At 67.9% G+C, this 26,659-nt stretch carries 27 protein-coding genes; 17 read left to right on the top strand and 10 right to left on the bottom strand.

The window, feature by feature from the left end:
- Positions 1 to 44: 44 nt before the first annotated feature.
- The 8 genes from AC07YH_RS20770 to AC07YH_RS20735 all read left to right on the top strand — a co-directional run bounded on the left by AC07YH_RS20770 (position 45) and on the right by AC07YH_RS20735 (position 10,878).
- On the top strand, positions 45 to 167 hold the full coding sequence (locus AC07YH_RS20770) for a hypothetical protein (protein WP_494748853.1): 123 nt from the start codon (positions 45 to 47) through the stop codon (positions 165 to 167).
- A 180-nt stretch (positions 168 to 347) separates the two neighbouring features.
- The gene (locus AC07YH_RS20765; RefSeq protein ID WP_494748852.1) at positions 348 to 2,168 is read left to right on the top strand and encodes a methyl-accepting chemotaxis protein; all 1,821 of its coding nucleotides are present in this window, start codon (positions 348 to 350) and stop codon (positions 2,166 to 2,168) included.
- A 49-nt stretch (positions 2,169 to 2,217) separates the two neighbouring features.
- Complete coding sequence (locus AC07YH_RS20760; RefSeq protein WP_494748851.1) at positions 2,218 to 3,222, top strand: alpha/beta hydrolase; 1,005 nt, start codon at positions 2,218 to 2,220, stop codon at positions 3,220 to 3,222.
- Between the two features lie 109 nt (positions 3,223 to 3,331).
- Entirely contained in the window at positions 3,332 to 4,801 is a 1,470-nt protein-coding gene (locus tag AC07YH_RS20755) for an OprO/OprP family phosphate-selective porin (RefSeq protein ID WP_494748850.1), read from the top strand.
- A 177-nt stretch (positions 4,802 to 4,978) separates the two neighbouring features.
- Positions 4,979 to 5,932, top strand: a complete 954-nt coding sequence (gene gshB, locus AC07YH_RS20750; RefSeq protein WP_494748849.1) for a glutathione synthase — start codon at positions 4,979 to 4,981, stop codon at positions 5,930 to 5,932.
- 108 nt (positions 5,933 to 6,040) lie between these two features.
- Positions 6,041 to 7,585, top strand: a complete 1,545-nt coding sequence (locus AC07YH_RS20745) for a YifB family Mg chelatase-like AAA ATPase (protein ID WP_494748848.1) — start codon at positions 6,041 to 6,043, stop codon at positions 7,583 to 7,585.
- Between the two features lie 36 nt (positions 7,586 to 7,621).
- Positions 7,622 to 9,151 (top strand): response regulator, encoded by a 1,530-nt coding sequence (locus AC07YH_RS20740; RefSeq protein ID WP_494748847.1) that lies wholly within the window; start codon positions 7,622 to 7,624, stop codon positions 9,149 to 9,151.
- Positions 9,152 to 9,186: 35 nt separating this feature from the next.
- Entirely contained in the window at positions 9,187 to 10,878 is a 1,692-nt protein-coding gene (locus AC07YH_RS20735; protein ID WP_494748846.1) for an AmpG family muropeptide MFS transporter, read from the top strand.
- A 30-nt stretch (positions 10,879 to 10,908) separates the two neighbouring features.
- On the opposite strand, the gene AC07YH_RS20730 is transcribed toward AC07YH_RS20735, so the two are convergent.
- From AC07YH_RS20730 to AC07YH_RS20720, 3 genes are all read right to left on the bottom strand, one after another.
- Entirely contained in the window at positions 10,909 to 11,742 is an 834-nt protein-coding gene (locus AC07YH_RS20730) for a S1 family peptidase (RefSeq protein WP_494748845.1), read from the bottom strand.
- A 25-nt stretch (positions 11,743 to 11,767) separates the two neighbouring features.
- Entirely contained in the window at positions 11,768 to 12,196 is a 429-nt protein-coding gene (locus tag AC07YH_RS20725; protein WP_494748844.1) for a DUF350 domain-containing protein, read from the bottom strand.
- A gap of 94 nt (positions 12,197 to 12,290) precedes the next feature.
- Positions 12,291 to 12,740 carry an SRPBCC family protein gene (locus tag AC07YH_RS20720; RefSeq protein ID WP_494748843.1) on the bottom strand — a complete coding sequence of 150 codons (450 nt, stop codon included), beginning with the start codon at positions 12,738 to 12,740 and terminating at the stop codon, positions 12,291 to 12,293.
- A gap of 50 nt (positions 12,741 to 12,790) precedes the next feature.
- Between AC07YH_RS20720 and AC07YH_RS20715 the strand changes: the two genes are divergently transcribed.
- Positions 12,791 to 13,120: an ArsR/SmtB family transcription factor gene (locus AC07YH_RS20715; RefSeq protein ID WP_494748842.1), complete on the top strand. Its 330-nt coding sequence runs from the start codon at positions 12,791 to 12,793 to the stop codon at positions 13,118 to 13,120.
- 120 nt (positions 13,121 to 13,240) lie between these two features.
- Positions 13,241 to 14,260: an SGNH/GDSL hydrolase family protein gene (locus AC07YH_RS20710; protein WP_494748841.1), complete on the top strand. Its 1,020-nt coding sequence runs from the start codon at positions 13,241 to 13,243 to the stop codon at positions 14,258 to 14,260.
- A gap of 7 nt (positions 14,261 to 14,267) precedes the next feature.
- Here AC07YH_RS20710 and rlmN read toward each other — a convergent pair whose 3' ends face one another.
- The 5 genes from rlmN to AC07YH_RS20685 all read right to left on the bottom strand — a co-directional run bounded on the left by rlmN (position 14,268) and on the right by AC07YH_RS20685 (position 17,957).
- On the bottom strand, positions 14,268 to 15,482 hold the full coding sequence (gene rlmN, locus AC07YH_RS20705) for a dual-specificity RNA methyltransferase RlmN (protein ID WP_494748889.1): 1,215 nt from the start codon (positions 15,480 to 15,482) through the stop codon (positions 14,268 to 14,270).
- A gap of 83 nt (positions 15,483 to 15,565) precedes the next feature.
- Complete coding sequence (locus tag AC07YH_RS20700) at positions 15,566 to 16,366, bottom strand: SDR family NAD(P)-dependent oxidoreductase (protein ID WP_494748840.1); 801 nt, start codon at positions 16,364 to 16,366, stop codon at positions 15,566 to 15,568.
- A gap of 74 nt (positions 16,367 to 16,440) precedes the next feature.
- Entirely contained in the window at positions 16,441 to 16,632 is a 192-nt protein-coding gene (locus AC07YH_RS20695; protein WP_494748839.1) for a hypothetical protein, read from the bottom strand.
- Between the two features lie 72 nt (positions 16,633 to 16,704).
- The gene (locus AC07YH_RS20690; RefSeq protein WP_494748838.1) at positions 16,705 to 17,208 is read right to left on the bottom strand and encodes a VanZ family protein; all 504 of its coding nucleotides are present in this window, start codon (positions 17,206 to 17,208) and stop codon (positions 16,705 to 16,707) included.
- A gap of 140 nt (positions 17,209 to 17,348) precedes the next feature.
- Positions 17,349 to 17,957 carry a flavodoxin family protein gene (locus tag AC07YH_RS20685; RefSeq protein ID WP_494748837.1) on the bottom strand — a complete coding sequence of 203 codons (609 nt, stop codon included), beginning with the start codon at positions 17,955 to 17,957 and terminating at the stop codon, positions 17,349 to 17,351.
- 295 nt (positions 17,958 to 18,252) lie between these two features.
- Here AC07YH_RS20685 and AC07YH_RS20680 point away from each other — a divergent pair, with 295 nt between their 5' ends.
- On the top strand, positions 18,253 to 19,446 hold the full coding sequence (locus tag AC07YH_RS20680; RefSeq protein ID WP_494748836.1) for an MFS transporter: 1,194 nt from the start codon (positions 18,253 to 18,255) through the stop codon (positions 19,444 to 19,446).
- Between the two features lie 2 nt (positions 19,447 to 19,448).
- Here AC07YH_RS20680 and AC07YH_RS20675 read toward each other — a convergent pair whose 3' ends face one another.
- Positions 19,449 to 19,895 (bottom strand): Rrf2 family transcriptional regulator, encoded by a 447-nt coding sequence (locus AC07YH_RS20675; protein ID WP_494748835.1) that lies wholly within the window; start codon positions 19,893 to 19,895, stop codon positions 19,449 to 19,451.
- Positions 19,896 to 20,114: 219 nt separating this feature from the next.
- On the opposite strand from AC07YH_RS20675, the gene AC07YH_RS20670 reads away from it, so the two are divergent.
- From AC07YH_RS20670 to AC07YH_RS20660, 3 genes are all read left to right on the top strand, one after another.
- Positions 20,115 to 22,106 (top strand): potassium transporter Kup, encoded by a 1,992-nt coding sequence (locus tag AC07YH_RS20670; RefSeq protein ID WP_494748834.1) that lies wholly within the window; start codon positions 20,115 to 20,117, stop codon positions 22,104 to 22,106.
- 17 nt (positions 22,107 to 22,123) lie between these two features.
- Entirely contained in the window at positions 22,124 to 22,486 is a 363-nt protein-coding gene (locus AC07YH_RS20665) for a hypothetical protein (RefSeq protein ID WP_494748833.1), read from the top strand.
- An 85-nt stretch (positions 22,487 to 22,571) separates the two neighbouring features.
- On the top strand, positions 22,572 to 23,798 hold the full coding sequence (locus AC07YH_RS20660; protein WP_494748832.1) for an argininosuccinate synthase: 1,227 nt from the start codon (positions 22,572 to 22,574) through the stop codon (positions 23,796 to 23,798).
- 681 nt (positions 23,799 to 24,479) lie between these two features.
- Here the strand turns inward: AC07YH_RS20660 and AC07YH_RS20655 are convergent.
- Positions 24,480 to 24,680, bottom strand: a complete 201-nt coding sequence (locus AC07YH_RS20655; RefSeq protein WP_494748831.1) for a KTSC domain-containing protein — start codon at positions 24,678 to 24,680, stop codon at positions 24,480 to 24,482.
- 158 nt (positions 24,681 to 24,838) lie between these two features.
- On the opposite strand from AC07YH_RS20655, the gene AC07YH_RS20650 reads away from it, so the two are divergent.
- The 3 genes from AC07YH_RS20650 to AC07YH_RS20640 all read left to right on the top strand — a co-directional run bounded on the left by AC07YH_RS20650 (position 24,839) and on the right by AC07YH_RS20640 (position 26,612).
- Positions 24,839 to 25,246, top strand: coding sequence for an MAPEG family protein (locus tag AC07YH_RS20650; RefSeq protein ID WP_494748830.1), 408 nt, complete (start codon positions 24,839 to 24,841; stop codon positions 25,244 to 25,246).
- A gap of 42 nt (positions 25,247 to 25,288) precedes the next feature.
- On the top strand, positions 25,289 to 25,921 hold the full coding sequence (locus AC07YH_RS20645) for a LysE family translocator (RefSeq protein WP_494748829.1): 633 nt from the start codon (positions 25,289 to 25,291) through the stop codon (positions 25,919 to 25,921).
- Between the two features lie 97 nt (positions 25,922 to 26,018).
- Complete coding sequence (locus AC07YH_RS20640) at positions 26,019 to 26,612, top strand: CC0125/CC1285 family lipoprotein (protein ID WP_494748828.1); 594 nt, start codon at positions 26,019 to 26,021, stop codon at positions 26,610 to 26,612.
- The last annotated feature ends 47 nt before the right edge of the window (positions 26,613 to 26,659 follow it).

Here is a 26,659-nt window from a genome sequence, read left to right as displayed (position 1 = left end):
TCCCGGCGAGCCGAAATCTCGATTTCCCCAACACGATCAACGCCATGAGCATTTTCACGCTCGGGCGTTTGCGTTTCGACGCGCCCATGCTGGATTGCCTCGACGCTGACACGGATCGCTTCGCGGCCGAGGAACAGAATCAGCGCACCAATCAAATCAATGTATAGATTTCAGTCTTGCAAACATCTGCTTGCGAGAACATTGTCATTTGTACTGCGCCTTTATAGGCCAAAAGCGATCATTACTTTTTGACAACTTCACCGGTAACCAATAGGTAACAGGTACAGTTTAGACGAAACCTCAACGTAATGGCTCGGTCGGTGACCGTTCTGCGCTGTGGGGACGTCATGCTTCGCGTCAAGATTACCGGGAAGATCGTCCTGGCGTTCGTCGCTCTGATCGGGGCGTTCTTCGTCGCCAGCACGATCGTGTTCGTCAGCCTGGGCGTGATCCGCGACAACGCGGTCGCGGTCGAGCGCAGCTTCAAGCTGGCCAAGTACGCGGCCCACACCGAGACCCTGGTTCTGGAGCAGCAGTCGGCGGTGCGCGGCTTCCTGGTGACCGGCGACGAGCGCTTCGTCCGCGCCTATCGCGACAGCACGAAGGCCTTCGACAGCGACCTCGACACCTTCATCGCTCGCAGCACGCGTCCGGACCAGATCGCTCGCGCCAGGCACCTGGCGGAACTGGCGCACGAATGGCGGACGACCCGCGCCGAGCGCCAGATCGCCCTGGCCCGCGATCCGGCCACCCGCCCGCAAGCCCTGGCCATGATCGGTCAAGGCGGCCTGGATCGCATCCGCGCCCTCCAGCAGGAGATCAACGACGCCGCCGAGAAGCGCTCGGCCGTCCGCCTGGCCGAACGTGACGAGGCCCTGACCAGCGCGACCTGGGCGCTCGGCCTGGGCGGCGCGGCCGCCATCCTGATCGCCATCGGCATGGCCTGGATGCTGTCGCGCGTCATCGCCCAGCCGATCCTGGGCATGACCCAGGCCATGACCCGCCTGGCCCAGGGCGACCACGGCGTCGAGGTCCCAGGGACTACGCGGCGGGACGAGGTCGGCCTGATGGCCAACGCCGTGCTGACCTTCAAGGAGGCCGCGATCGAGAAGGTCCGGATCGAGGCCGAGGCGGCCGAGACCCGCCGTCACGTCGAAGCCGAGCGCGCCCGCAACGAGGAAGCCCGCGCCGAGGCCGCCCGCGAGCAGGCGATGGTGGTCGAGCAACTGGCCGGCGGCCTCTCACGCCTGGCCGACGGCGACCTGACCCACCAGATCGAGGCGCCGTTCGCCAGCGACTATCGCCAACTGAAGGACGACTTCAACGCCGCCATCGCCCGCCTGCGCCAGGCCATGTCCGTGATCTCGGGCAACACGCAAGGCATCAAGTCGGGCAGCAGCGAGATCAGCCACGCCTCCGACGACCTCTCCAAGCGCACCGAACAGCAGGCCGCCAGCCTGGAAGAGACCGCCGCGGCCCTGGAAGAGATCACCGCCACGGTCAAGCGCACCGCCGAGGGCGCCCTGCACGCCCGCCAGATCGTCGGAAACGCCAAGATCGACGCCGAGAAGGGCGGGACCGTCGCCGCCGAAGCCGTCGCCGCCATGACCCAGATCGAGAGCTCCTCGACCCAGATCGCCCGGATCATCGGGGTGATCGACGAGATCGCCTTCCAGACCAATCTCCTGGCGCTGAACGCCGGGGTCGAGGCCGCCCGCGCGGGCGAGGCCGGCAAGGGCTTCGCGGTCGTCGCCCAGGAAGTCCGGGCGCTGGCCCAGCGCTCGGCCGAGGCCGCCAAGGAAATCAAGCAGCTGATCGCCGGCTCGACCGAGCAGGTCGGCGCAGGCGTGGCCCTGGTCGGCCAGACCGGCGAGGCCCTGCAACGGATCGTCAAGCAGGTGCTGGAGATCAACGGCCTGGTCGCCGAGATCGCCGCCTCGGCCCAGGAGCAGTCGGCCAGCCTGCAACAGGTCAATGTCGCGGTGAACCAGATGGACCAGGTGACCCAGCAGAACGCCGCCATGGTCGAGGAAAGCACGGCCGCCAGCCACGCCCTGGCCCGCGAGGCCGAGGATCTTTCCCGCCTGATGAACCAGTTCCAGGTCGGCGACGCCCCACCCGCCTCATCCGCGCGGCCCGGAGCATCCCGGCCGGGACGCGCCGCCTAGCGGCGCGCGCGCCCTCTACCTCCCCTCCTCACTGCTCATGAGAACCTCCATGCAACTCGATCGCAGAGCCCTGCTCGGCGGCGTGGCCCTGGCCGCCTCGGCCACGGGTGTCGCCCTCGCCCAAACCCCTGCCACCACGCCCGCCGCCCCGGCGGCCGAACCCGAAGTCATCGACCTGTGGAACGGCGCCATGCCGGCCGCCGGCAAGGGCAAGGGCGGCGCCGAGGTCGTCCTTCAGGACGGCTCGCACGACGGCTCGGTCACCAATGTCAGCCAGCCCCGCCTGCGCGTCTTCCGCGCCGCCAAGCCGAACGGCACCGGCGTGATCGTGGTGGCCGGCGGCGGCTACCGCCGCATCAACATCCGCGCCACCAGCGAGGCCATGGCCCGCTGGCTGAACATGATGGGGGTCACGGCCTTCGTCCTCTACTACCGCATGCCGGTCGACGGCTGGGCTCCGCAGGCGCCGTTGCAGGACATGCAGCGCGCCGTCCGCGTGGTGCGCGCCCGCGCCGCCGAGTTCGCGGTCGATCCGGCCAAGATCGGCGCGGTCGGCGCCTCGGCCGGCGGCCACCTGGTCGGCATGATCTCCAGCCGTCCGGACGAGGCCTTCTACGCCCCGATCGACGCGGCCGACAAAGCCTCGGCCCGCCCCGACTTCGCCGGCCTGATCTACCCCGTCATCACGGTCAAGCCACCGTTCGACAACACCCAGACCCGCCGCATGATGGCCGGCGAGAACCCGAGCGCGGAGCAGAGCGCGGCGATGTCGGTCGAGACCCACGTCTCCAACAAGACCCCGCCGACCTTCCTGGCCCAGTGCGTCGATGACGGCGTCTCGGCCATCGACAACAGCCTGATCATGTTCGCCGCGCTGCGGGCGGCCAAGGCCCCGGTCGAGCTGCACGTCTTCGAGCAGGGCGGCCACAGCTTCAACATGGGCGTCCCCGGGACTCCAACTTCCGGCTGGCCGGCGCTGTTCGCCAACTGGGCCAAGTCGCACGGCTTCTTCGGCGGCAAGGCCATCGCGGCCCGCGCCGCGACCACGGACTAAACCGAGCGGGCTGGTCCAACAGCCCCCGACTTCAAACCCGAACTTTCAATCCACAGCGAACGCGTACCGGCGGGCCCAGGGGGGCGTGCCCGACGCGAAGGGAAAACTCATGCGTAAGCTTACCTTCAAGGGCGGCCTGGCCGTCACCATCAGCGCTCTCGCGCTCACCCTGGCCACCGGCGGCGTCGCCTCGGCGGCCACACCTAAGAAGCCCGACGCCAACGCGGCCCTGATCCAGCTGGTCAAGGACCAGCAGGTCAAGATCGAGGCCCTGGAACAGCGCCTGTCGGCCGTCGAAGCCAAGGCCTCCGCCCCGGCCGTCTCGGCCGAGACGCAAGCCGCCGTCCAGGCCAACGCCCAGGCGCTGGAGACCACGACCGCCGAGCTGCAGACCGCCCAGGCCCAGATCATCCAGCTGCAGGACGCCCAGCAAGGCGCCCTGAAGGTCAAGTGGGCCGACGGCGGTCCGGAGTTCACCAGCCCCGACGGCTTCTTCAGCTTCCACCCGCGCGGCCGGGTCCAGATCGATGCGTCGACGACCCGCGGCTCCAACTTCGACGCCCGCAACATCACGGGCACCGAAGCGCCGGCCGTCCGCCTGGGCGCCGAAGGCACGATGGGCAAGCTGGGCTACAAGATCGAAGCCGACTTCGCCGACGAAGTGGTGTCGCTGAAGGAGGTCTATCTCTCCTACGACTCCAGCATCGCCGGCCACGTGGTCGAGTACTATCTGGGCAACAAGCTGAACGACCGCACGATCGACGGCTCGACCTCGGGCGTGTCGCTGCCGTTCATGGAGCGCAACGTGGTGGCCAATGTCGCCGCCCCGCAGAAGGGCTTCTTCGGCCTGGGCGGCATGGCCAAGATCTATGGCGGCAACTGGCACGCCAGCGTCTCGCTGACCGGCGGCCCGATCGGCCAGGTCGGCGACAATCGCAGCCCGCTGACCCTGGCCGGCCGCGCCCACTGGAACCCGGTCAAGACCAAGGACGGCTTCGTCCACCTGGGCGTCTGGGGCTTCTCGGAAGACCTGGCCCCGGCCACCGCCACGATCAACAAGACCAGCTATATCGGCCCGGGCTTCAACGACAACCTGAAGGTCTCGGCCAGCTCGCTGACCAATCCCGAGCATGACAACGGTTACGGCTTCGAGCTGGGCGGGACCTACCGCTCGTTCTGGGTCTTCGGCGAACAAGGCACGCGCGACATCAGCCTGCAGGTCGGCCCGAACGTGAAGCAGAAGGCCCGCTCGATCTATGCCGGCTACCTGCTGACCGGCGAGCGTCCCGGCTTCTCGACCCGCTCGGGCATCTGGAGCGGCGTGAAGGTGCTGCACCCCGTCACCAGCGGCGGCCCCGGCGCGTTCGAACTGGCCACCCGGTACGACAAGATCGACTTCACCGACGTCGCCAACGGCGGCGAAGGCGACGCCTACACGGTCGGCCTGAACTGGTACCTGAACGACTGGGCGCGGCTCATGACCAACTACGTGCACTGGAAGACCAGCAACAAGGTCGGCTCGTTCAAGGGCATTGATACGGGCGACAGCCTCAGCGTTCGCGGCGAAATCGCGTTCTGATCGGACACGCGTTTCCTCCCCCAAGGACGGCCTCCTCCCAGGGGCCGTCCGACATTTCGTCGCGTTCAGGCGCCCGTCCCGACCTCCCCGGGGCGGGCGCCGCCTTATCTGCCCCCTCGCAATCGCCGGAAATCGCCTTAACTAGACGGCGCACAGACATCCTGAAGGATCGCCCCCATGTCGCTGAGAGTCGCCGTCCAGATGGATCCCGTCCTGGGGATCAACATCGACACCGACACGACCTTCCTGATGATGATGGAGGCCAAGGAGCGCGGCCATAAGCTGTGGTTCTACACGCCCGACAAGCTGTCGCAGGAGGACGGCCGGGTGTTCGCCCGCGCCCAGTCGCTGGAGGTCTTCGCCGAGAAGGGCGCGCACGCCAAGCTGGGCGAGACCGTGATCCTCGACATGAAGGACGACATCGACGTCGTCCTGATGCGCCAGGATCCGCCGTTCGACATGGCCTACATCACAGCCACCCACTTCCTGGACAAGATCCACCCCCACACCCTGGTGGTGAACAACCCGACCGAGGTGCGCAACGCGCCGGAAAAGCTGTTCGTCACCGACTTCCCGGGCGTGCAGCCGCCGACCCTGATCACCTCGGATCACGAGGCGATCTACGACTTCCGCGCTCGTCACGGCGACATCGTGCTCAAGCCCCTCTACGGCGGCGGCGGCTCGGGCGTGGCGCGGCTGTTGAAGGACGATCCCAATCTCGACGCGCTCCTGGAACTGCACGCGATGATCAGTCGCGAGCAGGTCATCGCCCAGAAGTTCGTGCCCGCCGTCAGCAAGGGCGACAAGCGCATCCTGCTGATCGACGGCGAGCCGGTCGGGGCCATCAACCGGGTGCCGGCCACGGGTCAGGTGCGCTCGAACCTGCGGGTCGGCGGCCGCGCCGAGGCGGTCGAACTGACTCCCCGCGACCTGGAGCTCTGCCGGATCATCGGCCCCGAGCTGAAACGCCGTGGACTGATCTTTGTCGGCATTGACGTCATTGGCGAGTACCTGACCGAAATCAACGTCACGTCGCCCACCGGCGCCCAACAGCTGAAGCGCTTTACCGGTATCAACGCCGCGGCTGTACTTTGGGACCGTATCGAGGACATTCGCCGCAACGGTGGGTAACTCTGCGGAAACGTAGCGTTTTCTTGAAACGTTCGTTTTTCGTTCTTGCTCCATTTCGTAAGCTATGCTGTGACTTGTGGATAAAATCGTTATCCATGAGGGGCTTGCATGGCCGCCAAGGTGGTCACCGTCGCGTTCGAGGGCGTCGAAGCTCGGCGCGTCGATGTCGAGGTGCAGCTGACCACGGGTCAGCAAGTCTTCGTCATCGTCGGCCTGGCGGACAAGGCGGTGGCCGAAAGCCGTGAACGAGTGCGTGGGGCCTTCGCGGGCCTCGGGCTCTCGCTGCCCGGCAAGCGCATCGTCGCCAACCTGGCGCCGGCCGACCTGCCCAAGGAAGGCACCCACTTCGACCTGCCGATCGCTCTGGCGGTGATGTCCGCCATCGGCGTGATCCCCATGGACGCGCTGGACGGTTGGGCGGCGATGGGCGAGCTCTCGCTGGACGGCCGCATCGTCCCCGCCGCCGGAGCCCTGCCGGCGGCGATGGCGGCCGGCGCCATGGGCCTGGGTTTGATCTGCTCGGAGGCGTCCGGTGCCGAGGCGGCCTGGGCCGGCGAGACCCGGATCCTGGCCCCACGCTCGCTGGTGTCGCTGATCAACCACTTCCGGGGCAGCCAGATCCTGTCGGCCCCTTCGCCCGGCCCGATCGTCGAGGGCGAGCGACCCAAGGACCTGCGCGACGTGAAAGGCCAGGAGCACGCCAAGCGCGCCCTGGAGATCGCCGCGGCCGGCGGCCACAACCTGCTGTTCACGGGTCCGCCCGGCTCGGGCAAGTCGATGCTGGCCCAGCGTCTGCCGGGCCTGCTGCCGCCGCTGACCTCCAAGGAGCTGCTGGAGACCTCGATGGTCCATTCGGTGGCCGGCTTGATCGCCCGGGGGGCCCTGACCCGCGATCGACCGTTCCGCTCTCCGCACCACAGCGCCAGCATGGCCGCGCTTACGGGCGGCGGCCATCGCGCCAAGCCGGGCGAGGTTTCCTTGGCCCATAACGGCGTCCTCTTTCTCGACGAGCTGCCCGAGTTCGGCGTCCAGGCCCTGGACAGCCTGCGCGCGCCATTGGAGACCGGCGAGGTGATGGTGGCCCGCGCCAACTTCCACATTCGCTACCCGGCCCGCGTGCAGCTGGTCGCCGCCATGAACCCGTGCCGCTGCGGTCACGGCGGGGCCGGACGCGGGGCCTGCGGCAAGGCTCCTCGCTGCCAGCGGGACTATCAAGGCCGGGTGTCTGGGCCGCTGATGGATCGCATCGATCTCGCCGTCGACATGCCCGCCGTCACCGCCGCCGACCTCTCCCTGCCGCCGCCCGCCGAAGGCTCGGCCGAGGCCGCCGCGCGGGTGGCCCGGGCCCGGGCGCTGCAACAGGACCGCGCCGACGAACTGGAGGTCGCCGACGGCCTGAACGGCCGGGCCGAGGGCGCCTTCCTGGAGAGGATCACCGGCCTCGACGCCGCCGGCCGCGCCCTGCTGGCCCAGGCCTCCGAAGCCGGCCGGATCAGCGCCCGAGGCTGGACCCGCACCCTGCGCCTGGCCCGCACCATCGCCGACCTTGAAGGCGCCGACGCCGTCCGCCGGGTGCATGTGGCGGAGGCCCTGGCTTATCGGCGGACCAACACGCCCGGAGAGGAAAGCTTGCTTCCCATGGGCCGCGTTTGACCGCCCGTTAAGCCGCGCCGGGTAAGCTTGATCTCCATGAGCGATCCGAAACCCGGCGTCACGCCCGAGCAGCTGGCCACCCTGAGCCACGAGTTCCGCACCCCGCTGAACGGCGTGCTGGGCATGGCGCGCCTGCTGGAGAACACCAAGCTGACGGCCGAGCAGCGGTCCTATGTCACCGCCCTGCGCGAGAGCGGCGACCACCTGCTGTCGCTGGTCAATGACGTGCTGCACTTCGCCCGCCTGGGCGCGGCCTCGATCGAGCTGTCGCTGGCGCCTGTCGATATCGAGGGCCTGCTGCGCCAGGTCGCCGAGCTGATGAGCCCGCGCGCCCACGAGAAGGGGGTCGAGATCGCCTGGGCCATGCCGCATCCTCTGCCGACCATCCAGGCCGACGAGGGACGCCTGCGCCAGATCCTGCTGAACTTCGCCGGCAACGCCGTGAAGTTCACCGAGGCCGGCGGCGTGCTGCTGACCGCCACCGCGACCACAGAAGGCCGCATCCGCTTCTCGGTCGCCGACACCGGCCCCGGCGTCGCGCCCGAGGCCCGCCAGCGGATCTTCGAGGCCTTCGTCCAGACTGACATCACCCACGCCACCCAGCTGGGGGGCGCCGGCCTGGGTCTGGCCATCGTCTCCACCCTGAGCAAGGCCATGAACGGCGAGGTTGGAGTCGGCGGCGAGCTGGGCCAAGGCGCCGAATTCTGGTTCGAAGCGCCTTTTGACATTGCCGCTCCCGCCCTCCGGGCGGCCCCCCTCGAAGGCCGCGCCGTCGCCATCGCCTCGCCCAACGCCATCGTCCGCGCCGCCACCGTACGCCAGATCGAGGCCGCCGGCGGCCGCGCCTTCGCCGCCGTCGATATCGCCTCGGCCCTGTCGGGCGCGCCGGCCGACGCCGTGCTGCTGATCGACACCGCCCTGTCCGGCGCCCGCGGCGCGCTGAAGCCGCCCACCGGCCGCAAGGCTGTTGTGCTGCTGACGCCCGAACAGCGCGACCGCATCGACCCGCTGAAGGCCGCCGGCTTCTCGGGCTACCTGATCAAGCCGCTACGCGCCGCCTCGCTGGTCGAGCAGGTGCTGCGGGCCGGGACCACCGAGACCGCGCCCACCGACGAGCCCGCGCACGACGACCGCATCGCCGGGGCCGTGGCCCAGGGCGTGCGGGTGCTGCTGGCCGAGGACAATCCGATCAACGCCCTGCTGGCCCGCACCCTCTTGGAGCGCGAAGGCTGCAAGGTCGACCGCGTCGCCGACGGCGAGCAGGCGGTGGCCGCCGCTTCGGCCGGGGCCTACGACCTGATCCTGATGGACCTGCGGATGCCGGGCCTGTCGGGCGTGCAGGCCGCCAAGGCGCTGCGGGCGAAAGGCGTCGCCTCGCCGATCGCCGCCCTGACCGCCGACGCCTTCGACGAGGACAAGCGCGCCTGCCTGGCCGCCGGCATGGACGACTTCCTCGTAAAGCCCCTGACGCAGGAAGCCCTGCGCGACGCCCTCAAGCGCTGGACCACCGGCGGCGTCTCCAGCGGCTGGACGAAAACCGCGACGCGAGCCAAGGTCGCCGGCTAAAGGACGGGGGCGTTTCTCCCCGTCGGGGGATCGCCATGACTGACGCCGCAAAGCCGCAGGAGAAGAAGACCCTTCTCCAGACCCTCGCCTTCTTCGGCGAGCGGCGCAGCCTGGTGATGCTGGGCCTCGGCTTCGCGTCGGGCCTGCCCTACATGCTGATCTTCGACACCCTGTCGCTGTGGCTGCGCGATGCGGGCCTGTCGCTGGCGGTGATCGGCTTCTTCAGCCTAGCCACCCTGTCGTTCTCGTTCAAGTTCCTGTGGGCCCCGCTGATCGACCGCACCAGGATCCCGGTGCTGCATGGCCTGCTGGGCCATCGTCGCGCCTGGATGCTGGCCTGCCAGGCGGTGATCATCCTGGGCCTGCTGGCCATTTCCGGGATCAATCCGGCGACGAACCTGCCGCTGATGGCGCTGGTCGCGGTGATCGTCGGCTTCACCACCGCCACCCAGGACATCGTCATCGACGCCTGGCGGATCGAGGTCGTGGACACCGAGCGCCAGGGCCAGATGGCCGTGGCCGTGCAGTGGGGCTATCGCGGCGCGATGATCATGGCCGGCGCGGTGCCGCTGCTGCTGGCCGAGCGCTTCGGCTGGAACATCTCGTACCTGGCCATGGCCGTGGCCATGAGCGTCGGCGTGATCTCCACCCTGCTGGCCCCGCGCGAGCAGGCCCACACGATCCGCGAGATCAACACCGGCGGCGTGGTCCAGCCCAAGGCTCTGGAAGTCGGCGAATGGCTGGTGCGCCTAGGCATCCTGCTGATCGGCGCCCTGCTGGTCGGCTCGGGCCTGTCGGGCGACGCCAGCCTGCTGAGCAAGTTCGCCGGCGGCGAGGCGCTGGAGGCGGCCTGGAAGGCCAAGCCCAACGGCGTGTGGCTGCAGCTGGTCGGGGTGCTGGCCGGCCTGGTCGTCGTCACGATCGCCGCCTGGCCGATCCCCAAGGTCCCGACCAAGCCCGGCGTCTATCTGTCCACCGCCCTGGGCGCGCCGCTGAAGGAGTTCCTGACCCGGTTCGCGGGCGTGGCCGGCCTGATCCTGGCGACCATCTGTGTCTATCGCGTCTCGGACTTCGTGCTCAACATCATGAACCCGTTCTACCGCGACATGGGCTTCACCCTCACCGAGATCGCCGAGATCCGGAAGGTGTTCGGCATCGTCGCCTCGATGCTGGGCGTGTTCCTGGGCGGGGTGATCGTCGCGCGCTTCGGCCTGATGAAGGCCCTGATCATCGGCGCCTTCGCCCAGCCGATCAGCAACCTTATGTTCGCGGTGCTGGCCATGAGCGGCCACAACACCGGCATGCTGTTCGCCTCGATCTGCATTGACAACCTGGCGGGCGGCGTCGCCGGCACGGCCCTGATCACCTACATGTCCAGCCTGACCACGGCGGGCTTCACGGCCACCCAGTACGCCCTGTTCGCCTCGCTCTATTCGCTGCCCGGCAAGCTGCTCGCCTCGCAGTCGGGGCGGATCGTCGAGGGCTCGGCGGTGGCGGCCGAACACGGCGGCCCGATCGGCGCCCTGAAGGGCCTCTTCACCCGCCTGCCGCCCGAGAGCTTCACCGCCGCCGGCGCCAAGCTGGGCGTCAGCGCCCAGGCCATGGCGGCCGGCTACACGGCCTTCTTCATCTACACGGCGCTGATCGGCGTGGTGGCGATCGCGCTATCGTTCCTGGTGGCGGCGCGGCAGGGCGACATTGGCAAGACCGAAGCGGCGCAAGCCTAGGCTGAAGATCGACTACCCGAAAACCAGCACTCAGACCTTCAGGCACACCACCTGGGCCACCCGCAGGTCGCGGCGCAGGCCGTCGGCGACGCGGCCGTAGTTCTCCGTCGTGATCGGCTCGCTGGGCGCGAATTCGGAGGGGCTGGGCCGGCGGCGCGGGCCCAGCAGGGTCTTCAGGGTCTCGGGCGCGGTCGTGTAGATGCGGCCGCGACGCGGGGCTTCGGCCACCGTCACCCCGATCACCCGTCCCGCGCTGTCGAGAGCCGGCGAGCCCGAGAGGCCGGCCAGCGTGCCCTTCAGCGTGTCGGTGCGCCCGACCTCGGCCCAGACCAGCACCGGCTCGGTGCGCGCCCCACGACCGTGGACGACCAGGTTCTCCCGGCCCAGCAGGCGCGAGGCCGCCTCGCCCGGATGGCCCTGCGGGAAGCCCGGATGGTAGGCGCGCGCGCCCCGGCGCAGCGGCACGTCCAGGCCCAGCGGCACCGACGGCGCCCCGCCCTCGGTGGTCAAGACAGCGGCGTCGGCGTTGGGATCGACATGGATCTTGGCCGACACCCCGCGCCCGTCGGCGACGACGATGGCGGCCTGCTTGCAGCCATCGACCACGTGGCGGGCGGTCAGCCAGGTCCCGTCGTCACCGACCGAGAAGGCCGTGCCCGAGCCCGGCTCGGGCTTGTCGGGCACCTGGACCACGATCGAGGGATCGAACGGCGAGGACGGCCCCAGCGGCAGCCCCTCCTCGCCTGGCACCGGCGGCGGCGGCTGTGGCGCGTCCGAGCGCTCCTGCCGGCCGACGGCGACGATCACCAGGGCGCTGACCGCCGCGGCATAGACCAGCCAGTCTGGAAGCTTGGGGAAATGCACCGGTACGCCCCCCGAACCCTTGGCCCTAGCCGGCCACGGCGGCGGCGAGGATCAGGGCGGTGGCCAGCTTGGCGCCGACCAGCAGCACCGCGGCCGAGATCTCGCCCTCCTGGATCCGCTCCGGCAGTCCCTTCAGCACCATGTCGGTGACGCGGAAGACCAAAAGCTGGATGAAGATCGTCGTCACGCCCCAAAGCGCTATCTCGAGAACCGTCACCGAAGCGGACAAGGACGTTGCTAGCGGAATCGCAAGACCGACCATCACGCCGCCCAGCGACAGGGCCGCGGCCGCATTGCCCTCGCGGATAAGCTTGATCTCTTTGTGCGGCGTGAGGAGCGCGTAGAGAGTCGTCCCCACCACAAGCATCACCAGCGTGATGCTGCAATGGACCAGCATCGCGCGAATGCCCGCGGCGAAAGCTTGGATCTCGGGCGACTGGAGCTGGGACGGCATGGACGCGAACTACCCCGAAAATTCTGCGGAGCCCTGACTAACACGGGTCAGCGAGATTTGCGTAGGGGGCGCCCGCGTCGGGGGAGTTGGCGCCTTACTTGTAGAAGCCTTCGCGCAGGTTCAGCCCGTGCTCGACGAAGACCTTCATCGCGCACAGCATGCCGGTCCAGCCCTCGCAATTGCCGAAAGCGGCCTTCTCGCCTGCTGGCGTGTCGCTCCAACCGGCTTCCGTGATCTTCACGTGGGTGCGGCCATCGCCCGTGTCGGCGAAAGTCATGGTCACCTCGGTCTGGTAGGTCGCGCCCGGCTCGGACGCCCCCCAGCGCAGGACGATCTTCGCGTTGGTCACGACCTCGACCACCTCGACCGGGAAGGCGCCGGGGAAGTCGTGGAAATCCCAGGTGACCGTCGCGCCGGTCTCGAGACGCCCCTGGGCGCCGCCCGTGGTGAAGTAGCCGGACAGTTTCTTGGGATCGACGACAGCCTCGAAGACCTCGGACACGGGCTTGGCGATCCGGCCGCCGACGGTGAATTCGTGCGCCATGGGACATCTCCATCCTTGAACGATACGACCATGTGTTATAATCTTATAACATGTCAAGCGAGGACGAAGCGGACCTGATCTTCAAGGCCCTGGGGCACCGGGTGCGGCGACATATTCTGGATCTGCTGAAGGCCGAGCCGCTGACGACCGGCATGCTCTGCGCGCGGTTCCCCGAGCTCGATCGCTGCACCGTGATGCAGCATCTGGGCGTGCTGGAAGAGGCCGGCCTGCTGGTGGCCGAGCGGCGCGGCCGCGAGCGGTGGAACCACCTGGACGCCCTGCCGGTCCACGAAATCCACGAACGCTGGATCGGGCCGTATGCCGCCTATGCGGCGGGGATGCTGAGCCGGTTGAAGAAGGCGGTCGAGACGGCAGACTAAAACGGCGCGCCCACAACGCCTCACAATCCAAAATAGCGTGGCAATCCTATTGCGCTCCATAAGGGAGCCGCTCTAGGTTAACGACGCGCGGCGCGGGCCGTGTCGCCGGGGGGCGCCGACATGGACAGACGGACATTCCTGCTCGCCGTGGCGAGCCTGCCGCTGGCGCCGACGGCGCGCAGCCGGATTCTGGTGCTGGGCGATTCCGTGGCTTGGGGCCAAGGACTGCTCGAGCCCCAGAAGATGCACAACCTGCTGGCCGCCAAGCTGCTGGAAAGCGACGGCGCCGAGGCCAGCGTGATCGCCTGCGGCGCCTCCGGCGCGATCATCGGAACACCCGACGCTACATGGCCGCAGGCGGTTCCGGGCTGGTGGCCCCGCGAGATTCCCCAGGATCGCCCCACCCTGTATGAACAAGCCCGCCAAGCCGTTGCGGAGCATCCCGACCGCCGGTTCGACGCGATCATCGTCATCGGCGGCATCAACGACGTCAACGCCCGCACGATCTACAATCCCTCCACCTCAACGGAGAAGATCGTCGATCTCTGCGACAAGCATTGCCGCCAAGGAATGACCCGGTTCCTGGAAACGGTCAGTGAGACTTTCGTGGCGGCCAACCCGCAGGTGAAGGTGCTGGTCTGCGGCTACTATCCGGTGCTGGGCCCCAGTTCCAAGCCGCCCAATTTCTGGGCCCTGCTGAGAGCCTTCGCCGTCGAATACACACGCTGGCCCACGATCCGCGACAAGGACAAGAACCTCCAAGCGCCCCTTGGTCCGATGGGCCGCGCCATCCGCAACAGCCTGACCTTCAACACCGCCTCAAGGACCGCGCTGAGCGACGCGGTCGCGGCGGCGAACGCCCGGACCGCCGGCGGGAACTTCCGGTTCGTCGATCCGGGAATTTCCGAGGAGGAGGCCGCCTTCACGCCGAACGCCCTGATCTTCGGCCTCGACCAGCAGGGCGTGGCGCAGGATGATCTGAGGAAGGACCGCGAGGTCTATTGCGAGCGGCTGGTGCAAAAGCCACGCGGAGACAAGCGCTTCATCTGCGAGCGCGCCTCGGTCGGTCACCCCAACGCCGCCGGCGCCCGACGTTATGCCGAAGCGCTGTTCGCGGCGCTGAAAAGCACGGTGGCCTGAAGCAGCCTTACGCCGCCTCGTCCTCGTCGTCGTCCGACAGCACGCCCGCCATCGCCGCCAGCGACAGCTTGCGCAGCGCGCTCGCGCGGACCTTCTCGCTCTCGCTCTTCAGCTGGCCGCAGGCGGCCAGGATGTCGCGCCCGCGCGGGGTGCGGATCGGCGAGGAGTAGCCAGCCTTGTTGAGGATCGCGGCGAAGGCCTCGATCGTCGACCAGTCCGAGCACAGGTAGTCGCTGCCCGGCCAGGGATTGAACGGGATCAGGTTGATCTTGGCCGGGATGCCCTTGATCAGCTTGACCAGCGCACGGGCTTCGTCGGGGCTGTCATTGACGCCCTTCAGCATCACGTACTCGAAGGTCACGCGGCGGGCGTTGGACAAGCCCGGATAGGCGCGGATGCCGGCCATCAGCTCGGCGATCGGGTACTTCTTGTTCAGCGGCACCAGCTCGTCGCGCAGGGCGTCGTTGGTGGCGTGCAGGCTGATCGCCAGCATGGCCTGGGTCGTGTTGCCCAGCTTCTCCAGCATCGGCACGACGCCCGAGGTCGAGACGGTGATCCGGCGACGCGAGATGCCGATGCCCTCGTTGTCGCTGATGATCTCGATGGCGTCGGCCACCTGGCCCAGATTGTACAGCGGCTCGCCCATGCCCATGAACACGATGTTCGAGAGCACGCGGTCTTCCTTGTCCGACGGCCATTCGGCCAGGTCGTCCTTGGCCACCTGCACCTGGGCGACAATCTCCGCGGCGGTCAGGTTGCGGACCAGCGGCTGGGTGCCGGTGTGGCAGAAGCTGCAGTTTAGCGTGCAGCCGACCTGGCTGGACACGCACAGGGCGCCGGCGCGACCGACGCCGGGGATGTAGACGCTCTCGACCTCAATGCCTGGAGCCATGCGGATCAGCCACTTGCGGGTGCCGTCCTTGGACACCTGACGCTCGACGATCTCGGGGCGGGCGATGGTGAAGGCCTCGGCCAGACGCGCGCGGGTCTCCTTGGCGACGTCGCTCATATTGGCGAAGTCGGTGACGCCGCGATGATGCATCCAGCGGAAGATCTGGGTGGCGCGCATCTTGGCCTTGCCGTGCTCGACCACGCCGCTCTCGACCAGGGCCGCGACCAGCTGCGGGCGCGTGAGGCCCGAGAGGTTGACCATGGGTTTGGTGACGGGAGTTGTGGGCGCGGCGTCGGTGGAGACGCGCGACAGGTCGAGGGTGACGCTCAAGGGGGTGTCCGGATGCTCGGGGGTCGAGGCGGACATATAGCAGGTCCGAGGCGGTTTTCCAAAAACAGCCCCAGGACCTGTCGTCACACCTTCCGGAACTTGCCGCCCTGGCTGGCGATCAGGGCCAGGGCCCAGTCGTCGGGGACGATCTTGGCGATGGCGGCGATGGCCTTGTTCGGAGCGCCAGGCACGCAGATCGAGCGGTTGGCCTCGGCGGCCTCGTAGCCGGCGGCGGCGACCTCGTCGGCGCCCAGCCACATCCATTCGGGCACGCCCTGACTGACCTGGGCGCGGGTGCCGTTGACGTCGTGGAACTCCGAATAGGTGAAGCCGGGGCACAGGGCCGAAACGTGGACGCCGGTCGACAGGTTCTCCAGATGCAGGCTCTGGGAGAACTTGACCAGGAAGCCCTTGGTCGCCGCGTACAGGGTGTGGCCGGCCGCGCCGGGGACCAGGCCCGCCAGCGAGGCGACATTGACGATGCGGCCGAACTTGCGCTCGACCATGCCCGGCAGGACCTTGTGGGTCATCTCGCAGACGCTGGTCAGCATCAGCTGCAGGAACTTGGCCTGGTCGGCCCAGCGCGTGGAGTCGTAGGTCCCGGGCAGGCCATAGCCGGCGTTGTTGACCAGGGCGTCGACCACCCGGCCCTGGGCGGCGATGGCGGCCAGGACCGTCTCGACGCCGGCCGGCTCGGCCAGGTCGGCGGGGATGGCGTAGGCCTCGACGCCGGAACGCAGCTTGATCTCGGCGGCCAGGCCCTCCAGGCGGTCGGCCCGGCGCGCGGTCAGGGCCACGTCATAGCCGTGGCTGGCGTAGATGCGGGCGGAGGCGGCCCCGATGCCGGCGGAGGCGCCGGTGATCAAGGCGAGGCGGCGGGCCATGGTGTGCGCGGTCCAGTCAAACGAAACTTCGCCGGAGACGAGCACGGCCGGCGATTTGGTTCAACTCGGGAACGCTACGCCTCGCTCGCGCCATCCAGCGCGCCCGCGGCCGACAGGCCCGAACGCCAGGCGGCGTCGCGGTCGGGATCGATCCCCATGGCCCGCTCCTGGCCATCGATGTCCAGAACTCGCCAACACCAATGCCCGTCGCGCGACGAAAGCGTCAGCGCAAAGCCGCTATTCGCGGCGGTCGCCCCGTTGTCCATGAGATCCCCACCCGTCCCTTTTCGGGAAACTTGCTGGATTGAACAGCAAGTCACGGGCCGGTCGCGCCGGACCTAGACCCCGGCGACCGCGTCGCCCGAGGCGACGACCGTCTCGCCAGGGATCCCGGCGGTCTTGGCGCGCTTCACGCGGCGACGCTCGCGGCGCGGGCCTCGGCGGTCGTCGGCCGACATCCGCGAGAAGTTTATGCGGCTACGCTCGCGCGCCTGCTGGCGGACCACCTCGATCATGCCCGCGCCATAGATGCCGTAGACGCCGACGGCGTCGGCCAGCCAATCGAGGAAGCTGGCGTCACGCCCCTCCATCGCCTGGATCATCTCGATGGCGCCGCCCAGGAAGATCAGGGCGCGCACGATGTCGCCCCGCCGCTGGCGCGGGAAGGCCAGGAAGGCGATGGCGGTCAGGCCGCTGAAGGCGAGGATGTGGGCGGCCTTGTCGTTCAGACCGAAGACCTGTTCCAGCCCCTGGAACGGGCCCAGCGTCAGGATCAGGACAGCGCCCAACGCCAGCGCCAGGCAACTCCTGGCGGCGATGACGAAATGGGCGGGTTTGAACATGACGCGCTCTAGGATCTGAAGGCGTCTTTGAAGCCTAGCTTACGATATTCGGTGATTGGAACGAGTCAACAAGAGGCGAAGATGTCGCACCGGCGCCGAGCGCCGGCGAGACGTCAAAATGAGTTCGAAAAGGCGCGTGTTCAGGCGGCCTTGTCGAGTTTCTGCTCTTGGGCGCCGACCGCCCAGCGGACGGCGGCCCTGGCCACGCGCTCGCCCAGCAGGCGGGCGGTCTCGCGGTCGCCGGCCGGCGGGGTCACCTCGGGCGAGGCGTTGTCCGACTGGGCGGCCACGCCGATGAACGAGCCGACGCGGTTCAGGGTGTCGGGGCCGCGCTCGGCGGCGGTGACGTTCGGCGGCGGGACGCCGAGATTGATCCAGTTCATGCCGTGCTGGGCGGCCAGGATGGTCAGACTCTCCAGGGCGTGGCCCTTGTCGCCGGCGAAGCTGTGCGAGTTGGTGAAGCCGGCGGCCAACTTGTCCTTCCAGGCGCCCGCGAAGAAGACCCCGGCGGTGGCGTCGGCGAACACTTTGAACACGCCCGAGACATCACCCATGTAGGTCGGCGCGCCGAAGATGATGGCGTCGGCCTTGGTGGCCTCTTCGATCAGCGGGGCGAAGTCCTGGGCGGCGTTCTCGATGTGCAGCAGCACCGGGGTCTGGCCGGCGTCGCGGACGCCTTGGGCGACCTTGTCGGCCAGGACGGCGGTGTGGCCGTAACCCGAGTGATAGACGATGGCGACGGTGGTCATTTCGAGCTCTCCCTCGTTTCGGCGATTGAAACGGTAGCGTTCAGGTGGGGAGCGGCGGCGTCGCATCCAGACCATCAGCAACAAGGTCGAGTGCAATTTTTCTGTAGGTCGGACTCAGCGCCGCTGAAGGCGGGTCGCCGAACCGTGAAATCTCCAAGGCCTGCCCAAGTCACACTTGCGACAACGTTGTCATTTTATTATCTGACAAGCACTTCTGCCCTGCAGCATGACTTCGGGACGCCCCTCCAGGGACGCGTCGCGCTCGTGTTGCGCCACGTGTGTGTGAGGCGCCGACATGACTACCGACACCCCGAAGGTCCATCCGGGCCTGGTTCTCGCGGCGCTGGCCCTGGGCGGCTTCTCGATCGGCACGACAGAGTTCGCCTCGATGAGCCTGCTGCCCTATTTCGCCAAGGACCTGGGGGTCGACGCGCCGACGGCCGGCCATGCGATCAGCGCCTATGCGCTGGGCGTGGTGGTCGGGGCGCCGATCATCGCGGTCGGGGCCGCGCGGCTGCCGCGCCGGATCATCCTGGTGGCGCTGATGGCGGTGTTCGCGGTCGGCCACCTGCTCTCGGCCATCGCGCCCAGCTTCAACTGGCTGATCGCCTTCCGCTTCTTCTGCGGCCTGCCGCATGGGGCCTATTTCGGCGTCGCGGCCCTGGTCGCCGCCAGCGTCTCTCCGCCGGAGAAGCGCGCCCAGTCGGTCGCCATGGTGATGATCGGCCTGACCGTGGCCACCATCGTCGGCGTGCCGCTGGCCAATGTGGTCGGCCAAGTGGTCGGCTGGCGCTGGGGCTTCGTCATCGTGTCGGTGCTGGCGGCCCTGACCGCCCTGTCGGTCTATGTCTATGCCCCGCGCGTCCCCGCCGACGCCGACGCCAGCCCGTTGCGCGAGCTGGGGGCCCTGGCGCGCGGCCGGGTGTGGCTGACCTTGGGCATCGGGGCCATCGGCTTTGGCGGCATGTTCTGCGTCTACACGTACCTCGCCGACACCATGCTGGCCGTGACCCACGCCTCGCCCGCCGCCCTGCCGGTGGTGCTGATGGTGTTCGGGGCCGGGATGACCGTCGGCACGCTGGCGTGCGCTTGGGCCGCCGACCGCGCCCTGATGCCGGCTATCGGCGCCATCCTGTTGTGGAGCGCGGCGGCCCTGGCCCTCTACCCTTTGGCGATCGGCAGCCTCTGGACCCTGATCCCGGTCGTGTTCCTGATCGGCTGCGGCGGCGGGCTGGGCGCGGTGCTGCAGACCCGGTTGATGGACGTGGCCGGCGAGGCCCAGACCCTGGCGGCGGCGCTCAACCACTCGGCCTTCAACACCGCCAACGCGCTGGGCCCGTGGCTGGGCGGCCTGGCCATCGCGGCCGGCTGGGGCTGGGCCTCGACCGGCTGGGTCGGCGTCGCCCTGGCCCTGGGCGGCTTCATGATCTGGATCGTGGCGGCGGTGGACGCGCGACAGCAACGGCTGTCGCTAGCGGCGGCGGAGTAACCTCAGCAGGCGGCCGCTTCGACCGCCTCGTGAGCGCCGTTCAGCAAGTCCGCGACGGTGATCTGGCCCAGACGGTCGTGCGCGGCGCGGTCGGCGGCGGTGATGGCCGCGCGGACGGCGTCGGGGATCTTCTCGCCGACCGGGCAGCCCTTGACGCCCTTGGGCGCGACGCCGAGGTGGGCGCAGCCGTTGACGGCCTTCAGGACGGTGTCCAGCGTGATCGCATCGGCCGGCTTCAGCAGCCAGGCCCCGCCATTGGCCCCGGCCCGCGCGCCGATCAGCCCGGCCTTGCCCAGCATGGCCGTGACCCGGCGGACCACGACCGGATTGGTCGGGACCGAGGCCGCCAGTTCGGCGCTGGCCACGGCGCGGTCAGCCGAAAACGCCTCCTTGTGCGCCAAGTAGGCGAGGGCGTGGGCCGCGACGGGAAATTTCTGGCTGTCAGACATCTCTACCGGGGAACGTAAGGTGGCCGCCCGCGCGTTCAACTGAAAACTGTTTCAGCCCCGAAGCAAAAACTCCTTAGGGGAGTCCCTTTTCTCAAATGAGAGGCCGTCGGGCGACGTTGGGTGACGATTGTATCGGCCGCGGTTTGGGTGTATCGCGCCGCGCTTGATCGCGATATGGGTCGGCTCCAAGCGTTTTGCGAGGGCGCCCGGAGGGATTGAATGGCTTCCGAAGCCCCCGGCGCTTCCAGTTCAGATTGCGCGCCAGCCTCTACCGACATCCCTCATCAGGACGGCGGTCCGCCGAACGGCAACGGTCATGGCTCCGGTCATGACGTGAAGGGTCATGGCTTCTACGCCATGGCGCTGGGCTCGATCGGCGTCGTCTTCGGCGATATCGGCACCAGTCCGCTGTACGCCCTGCGCGAGGCCCTGGCCCATTCGCGCAGCACGACGGCGACCGAGCACGCGGTGCTGGGCGTGGTGTCGCTGGTCCTGTGGACCATGACGCTGTTCGTGACGATCAAGTACGTGATCTTCTTCATGCGCGCCGACAACAAGGGCGAGGGCGGCACGCTCGCGCTCATGGCCCTGGCCCAGAAGGCGCTGGGCAAGACCGGCCGCAAGCGCTCGATGGCGATCTTCTTCCTCGGCGTGGTCGGCGCGGCGCTGTTCTATGGCGACGGCATCATCACGCCGGCCATCTCGGTGCTGTCGGCGGTCGAGGGCCTGAAGGACGCGCCCGGCGTCGGCCACGCCCTGACGCCCTACATCCTGCCGATCTCGGCCGGGATCCTCATTCTGCTGTTCGCCGTCCAGGCCAAGGGCACCCATCGGATGGCCTCGCTGTTCGGGCCGTTCACGGCCGTGTGGTTCCTGATCCTGGGGGCGCTGGGCGCCTATCACCTGGCCGACGACCTCTCGATCCTGCGCGCCTTCAATCCTTGGTACGGCCTGCGCTTCCTGCTGGAGAACGGCTTCCTGGGCTTCGTCATCCTGGGCAGCGTGTTCCTGGTCGTGACCGGGGCCGAGGCGCTCTATGCCGACATGGGCCACTTCGGGAAGAAGCCGATCCAGGCCGCCTGGCTGTGCCTGGTCTTCCCGTGCCTGGCTCTCAACTATCTGGGCCAGGGCTCGCTGGTGCTCGACCACCCGGCCGCCCGCCACAACCCGTTCTGGGAGATGGTGCCCAGCTTCGCCTACTGGCCCGTGCTGCTGATGGCCACCGTCGCCACCGTCATCGCCAGCCAGGCGGTGATCACCGGCGCCTTCTCCATGACCCAGCAGGCCGTGCAGCTGGGCCTGCTGCCGCGCATCGAGATCAAGCGCACGTCCGAGACACAGGCCGGCCAGATCTTCGTGCCGGCGGTCAACCAGTTCCTGCTGATCGGCGTGCTGGTGCTGCTGTTCGCCTTCCGCAGCTCGCACAAGCTGGCTAGCGCCTATGGCATCGCCGTTACCGGCGCGATGTTCGTCGATACCCTGCTGGCCTATGTCGTCATCCGCCGCGTGTGGAAGTGGCCGCTGTGGCAGACCGGCCTGTTGCTGATCCCGCTGGTGGCGCTGGACTCGGTGTTCATCGCCTCGAACATGCTGAAGATCCCCGACGGCGCCTGGCTGCCGCTGGCGTTCGGCGCGATGCTGGTGCTGGTCATGGCGACCTGGAACCGGGGCGCCGGGATCCTCACGGCCAAGACCCGCCGCGACAGCGTACCCCTCGTCGACCTTATGGAGATCCTGCGCGCCCGGGCCCCGCACCGCGCGCCCGGCACGGCGATCTTCCTGACCTCCGACCCCGACATGACCCCAGTCGCGCTTATGCATAACCTCAAGCACAACAAGGTGCTGCACGAGCGCAACGTCATCCTGACCGTCCGCACCAGCGAGACGCCGCGCGTGCGCGAAGAGGACCGGGTGACGATCGAGAAGGTCAACGACGACTTCAAGAAGGTCATCGTCAACTACGGCTTCATGGAAAGCCCGAACATCCCCAAGGCGCTGGCGGTCTGCCGCAAGCAGGGGCTGAAGTTCGACATCATGGCCACCAGCTTCTTCCTGGGCAGGCGCTCGATCGTGCCGTCGGCCAATTCGGGGATGCCGCTGTGGCAGGACCGGCTGTTCATCTACCTGATGAAGAACGCGGCCAACCCGACGGACTTCTTCAAGATCCCCCCCGGCCGCGTGGTCGAGCTGGGCGCCCAAGTCACCGTTTAAGAGATACAATCCGCAGTATGGAAACCACCCTGCGCGTGCTGGGCGACGGCCTGTCGATCGCCGCCCTGGCCATCATCGCCGCCACCGCCCAGGGCGCGTGGAAGCGGATCTCCAAGGACGCCCTCGTGCCCATGCTGTGGGGCCGCGACGGCAAGCCCACCGTCCGTGCGCCCAAGGCCGTGGGCTTGCTCAGCATTCCGATCCTGTCGATCCTCGTCCTGCTGTCGTTCACCGCCACCCAGGCGACGTTCACGGACGATCCGATACAGGCGATGATCATCTTCCTGGTCCGCACGACGCTGGCCGCCAGCCTGGCCCTGTCCCAGCTTTTCCACCTGCGTTTCGTCATCAAGACGTTGCAGGAAGACGGTCAGCTCTAGGGGCAGCTTTAAACTTCTTGACCAGAGCGCCCTTTCGCCGTTGAAGGCGCGCGACTTTGTGTTTCTCCTCGAAAGGACCCCGCCCATGGCCGACAAGTCCGTGAAGAAGGTCGTGCTCGCCTATTCGGGCGGTCTCGACACCTCGATCATCCTGAAGTGGCTGCAGACCGAGTACGGCGCTGAGGTCATCACCTTCACGGCCGACCTGGGCCAGGGCGAAGAGATCGAACCGGCGCGCGCCAAGGCGCTGGCCGCCGGCGTGAAGCCCGAGAACATCTTCATCGAGGACGTCCGCGAAGAGTTCGTGCGCGACTTCGTGTTCCCGATGTTCCGCGCCAACACGGTCTATGAAGGCCAGTACCTGCTGGGCACCTCGATCGCGCGTCCGCTGATCGCCAAGAAGCAGATCGAGATCGCCCGCAAGATGGGCGCCGACGCCGTCAGCCACGGCGCGACCGGCAAGGGCAACGACCAGGTCCGTTTCGAGCTCGGCTACTATGGCCTCGAGCCCGACATCACCGTGATCGCCCCGTGGCGTGAGTGGGACTTCAAGTCCCGCGAGGCCCTGCTGGAGTTCGCCGAGCAGCACCAGATCCAGATCACCAAGGACAAGCGCGGCGAAGCCCCGTTCAGCGTCGACGCCAACCTGCTGCACAGCAGCTCGGAAGGTAAGGTCCTGGAGGACCCGGCGGTCGAGGCCCCCGAGTTCGTCCACATGCGCACCATCGCGCCGGAAGACGCGCCGGATGCGCCCACGATCATCACCATCGACTTCGAGAAGGGCGACCCGGTCGCCATCGACGGCGTCGCCCTGTCGCCGGCCGCCCTGCTGACCAAGCTGAATGAGCTGGGTCGCGACAACGGCATCGGTCGCCTTGACCTGGTCGAGAACCGCTTCGTCGGCATGAAGTCGCGCGGCGTCTACGAGACCCCGGGCGGCACCATCCTGCTGGCCGCCCACCGCGGCATCGAGAGCATCACGCTGGACCGCGGCGCGATGCACCTGAAGGACGAGCTGATGCCGAAGTACGCCACGCTGGTGTACAATGGCTTCTGGTTCACGCCCGAGCGCGAGATGCTGCAGGCGGCCATCGACTACAGCCAGCAGAAGGTCTCCGGCCAGGTGCGCGTGAAGCTCTACAAGGGCAATGTCACGGTCATCGGCCGCAGCAGCCCCTACTCGCTGTACGACCAGGACCTGGTCACCTTCGAGGAAGGCAAGGTCGCCTACGACCACCGCGACGCCGGCGGCTTCATCAAGCTGAACGCCCTGCGCCTGCGCGTGCTGGCCAAGCGGGATAAGCGCGGGTAGGTCCGAAGCGAGATCATCTATCGAAGGGCGTCGCGAGGAAACTTGTGACGCCCTTTTTTCTTGGCCAGCGTTGCTCCGAAACCCTCTCTCATAGAGAGAGGGAGGGGCCCACCGCCTGCGGCGGCGGGAGGGTGAGTGGTTTCACCGCTAGCCGGAAAGGTTCCGGGATCGACCCGTTGCGGACATTTAGTGGGTCTGCTTGCATCGGCGCGATGCGGCGGGACGCCGCTTCACCAGAGGCGCCACATTCATGAAGTCCGGCTCGATCTTCCCGGTAATCGCGGCTGCGACGGCCTGTCTGCCGCTCACTGGATGTTTCCCCGGTGACGATGGCGATACCCACTGGGCGAGCCGAGAACAAATCGTCCAGGCTGCCAGTCGATGCGGCATCCAAGGGTTTAAGCCAACGCGGGTGGGAGCAGCTTGGGCAGCCCAAGTTCCGGGGGAGAGCCCGGACAAGGGCCCACACGGCGACTGCATCTACGCTGATCTAAGGAAGCAAGGCCTCACGGCGACGCGCTGAGATCTGCTTCCCACCCGTTGCGGACATTCTCGTAGCCCGCTTGAGAGACGCCTCCCAGACGCCGGATATTTCCCCGACAACGCGTATCCACTCACCCTCCCACCGCTTCGCGGCGGGCCCCTCCCTCTCTCTAAGAGAGAGAGGTTCCAGCGGTCGCCTCAGACCCGGTTGTAAGGGTACCGGTCCCGGATGATCCGCTGGAAGAACCGCCCCTTGGACGGCGCGCGCAGGAACGCCGCGCTGACCCGCTCAGGCACGCCCACATAGACGTACTCGTCGCCGTCGTGGAACGTGACGAACAGCTTGCCGTGTTCGGGGGTGTAGTCGATGCCGGCGATCGCCGTGGAGTCCACACGCATGGCTTCAAGCCTCCGCGAAGTAGGATCGTCAGCCTTAGGAGCGAATGAGTCCTGGACCGGTTCCGACGGCGAAGATTGCACGAAGGTTGCACGAACGGCGTTCGGCCCTAGGCTGCGCTTGAGGGCGGCCTTCAGAGTCGCCGGGAGGAACCACCGAAATGCACCAGTCCCACGCGCTCGTGGCCATCGTCACCCTGGTCTCGCTGCTGGTCTATTTCTGGATGATCATGCGGATCGGCGGCGCGCGCCGGAAGACCGGCATCCACGCTCCGGCCATGACCGGCGATCCGGAACTGGAGCGTCACCTGCGCGTCCAGGCCAACACCGTCGAGTGGCTGGTCATCTACCTGCCCTCGCTGTGGCTGTTCGCCATCTACTGGAACGACCTCGTGGCGGCCGTCCTGGGCGTGGTCTGGATGATCGGCCGGATCGTCTACGCCCTGGGCTACGCCGCCGATCCGAAGAAGCGCGAGGTCGGGTTCATCATCCAGGCCCTGGCCACGGCGATCCTGCTGTTCGGCGCCCTGGGCCGGGCGGTCTACATCCTGATCGTCATCGGCAACTAGCTTCACCTTCAAGGTCGTGGCGCGGGGCGCTATACCCGCGCCATGGACCACCTGCCCGTCGATCCCACCCGCTATGGCGCCTTCCTGGTCGCCATGTTCGTCATGGCCATCACGCCGGGGCCGGCCAACCTGTTCGCCATCGCCACCGGCATGGAGCGCGGCAAGGGCGCGGCGCTGGTCAGCGTCATCGGCATGAACACCGCCACCCTGGTGTGGTTCAGCGGCTCTGCGCTGGGGCTGGGCGCGCTGATCCTGGCCTTCCCCAAGGCCTTCCACGTCCTGACCTGGGCCGGCGGGGCCTATCTGATCTGGCTGGGGCTGAAGTCGCTGTGGGCCGGGATCAAGAACGTCGAGAGCCACGCCTCGGCCACCGTTCGCCAAGGCCGCTCGGCCTTCTTCGACGGCTTCATGGTGCAGATCGCCAATCCGAAGATCCTGCTGTTCTTCTCCGGCGTGCTGCCGCCGTTCCTGGACATCCAGCGGCCGCTGGTCCCGCAGCTGATCATGTTCGCCTGCGCCACCATCGGCATGGACCTGATCAGCATGTCGTCCTACGGCCTGGGCGGAGCGGCCTTGTCGACACGGATGAATGAGCCCGGCTTCCGGCGCGGATTCGCAGTCCTGGTCGGCGTCCTTTTGATCACGGCGGCCGTACTTATCTTGTCGAGAGGCTGAAAGATTTCGGAGGCGAAGCAAACTTCGCCTTGGCGAAACCACAAAGCCTCGCCAGAGTTGACGTAAGTACCAAGGACTCCGCTTGAAGGAGCAGATCATGTCCATGAAGAAGGTCGCCATCGCCGCGGCGCTGGTCATCGCGGCCGGCCTGTCGGCCTGCGCCACGCCGACGCCGTACCAGCCCAAGATGAGCGCCAGCTCGTCGGCCGGCGGCTTTTCCGAGCAGAAGCTGGAAGGCGATCGCTATCGCATCAGCTTCGCCGGCAACAGCCTGACCTCGCGCGATACGGTCGAGCGCTACCTGCTCTATCGGTCGGCCGAGTTGACCGTGCAGCAGGGCTACGACTGGTTCGAGACCGCCGACCACCGCACCGACCGCACGTCGCGCTCGTATGTCGAGCCCGATCCGTTCATGCGTCCGGGCTTCGGCTACGGCTATCCGTACGGCTATTGGCGCCCGTCCTGGCGCTATTACGGCGGCGGCTATGGCTGGCGCTCGTGGGACCCGTTCTGGGGTGACCCCTTCTTCGCCGACCGCGCCCAAATCCGCACCGTCGAGCGCTTCGAGGCCGGGGCCGAGATCGTGATGCACAAGGGCAAGAAGCCGGAAGGCGACCCGCGCGCCTACGACGCCCGCGAGATCATGAGCAACCTGGCCAGCTCGATCCAGCGGCCGGTTCCGGGCAAGTAAGCAAAGCGCCCTTCCCCCTTGATGGGGGAAGGGTCGGGGATGGGGGT

The sequence above is a fragment of the Caulobacter sp. GW456-12-1-14-TSB4 genome (assembly GCF_059424195.1).
Note: the sequence above shows the minus strand (reverse complement) of the source record. Positions and strands in the feature narration are given on the sequence as shown.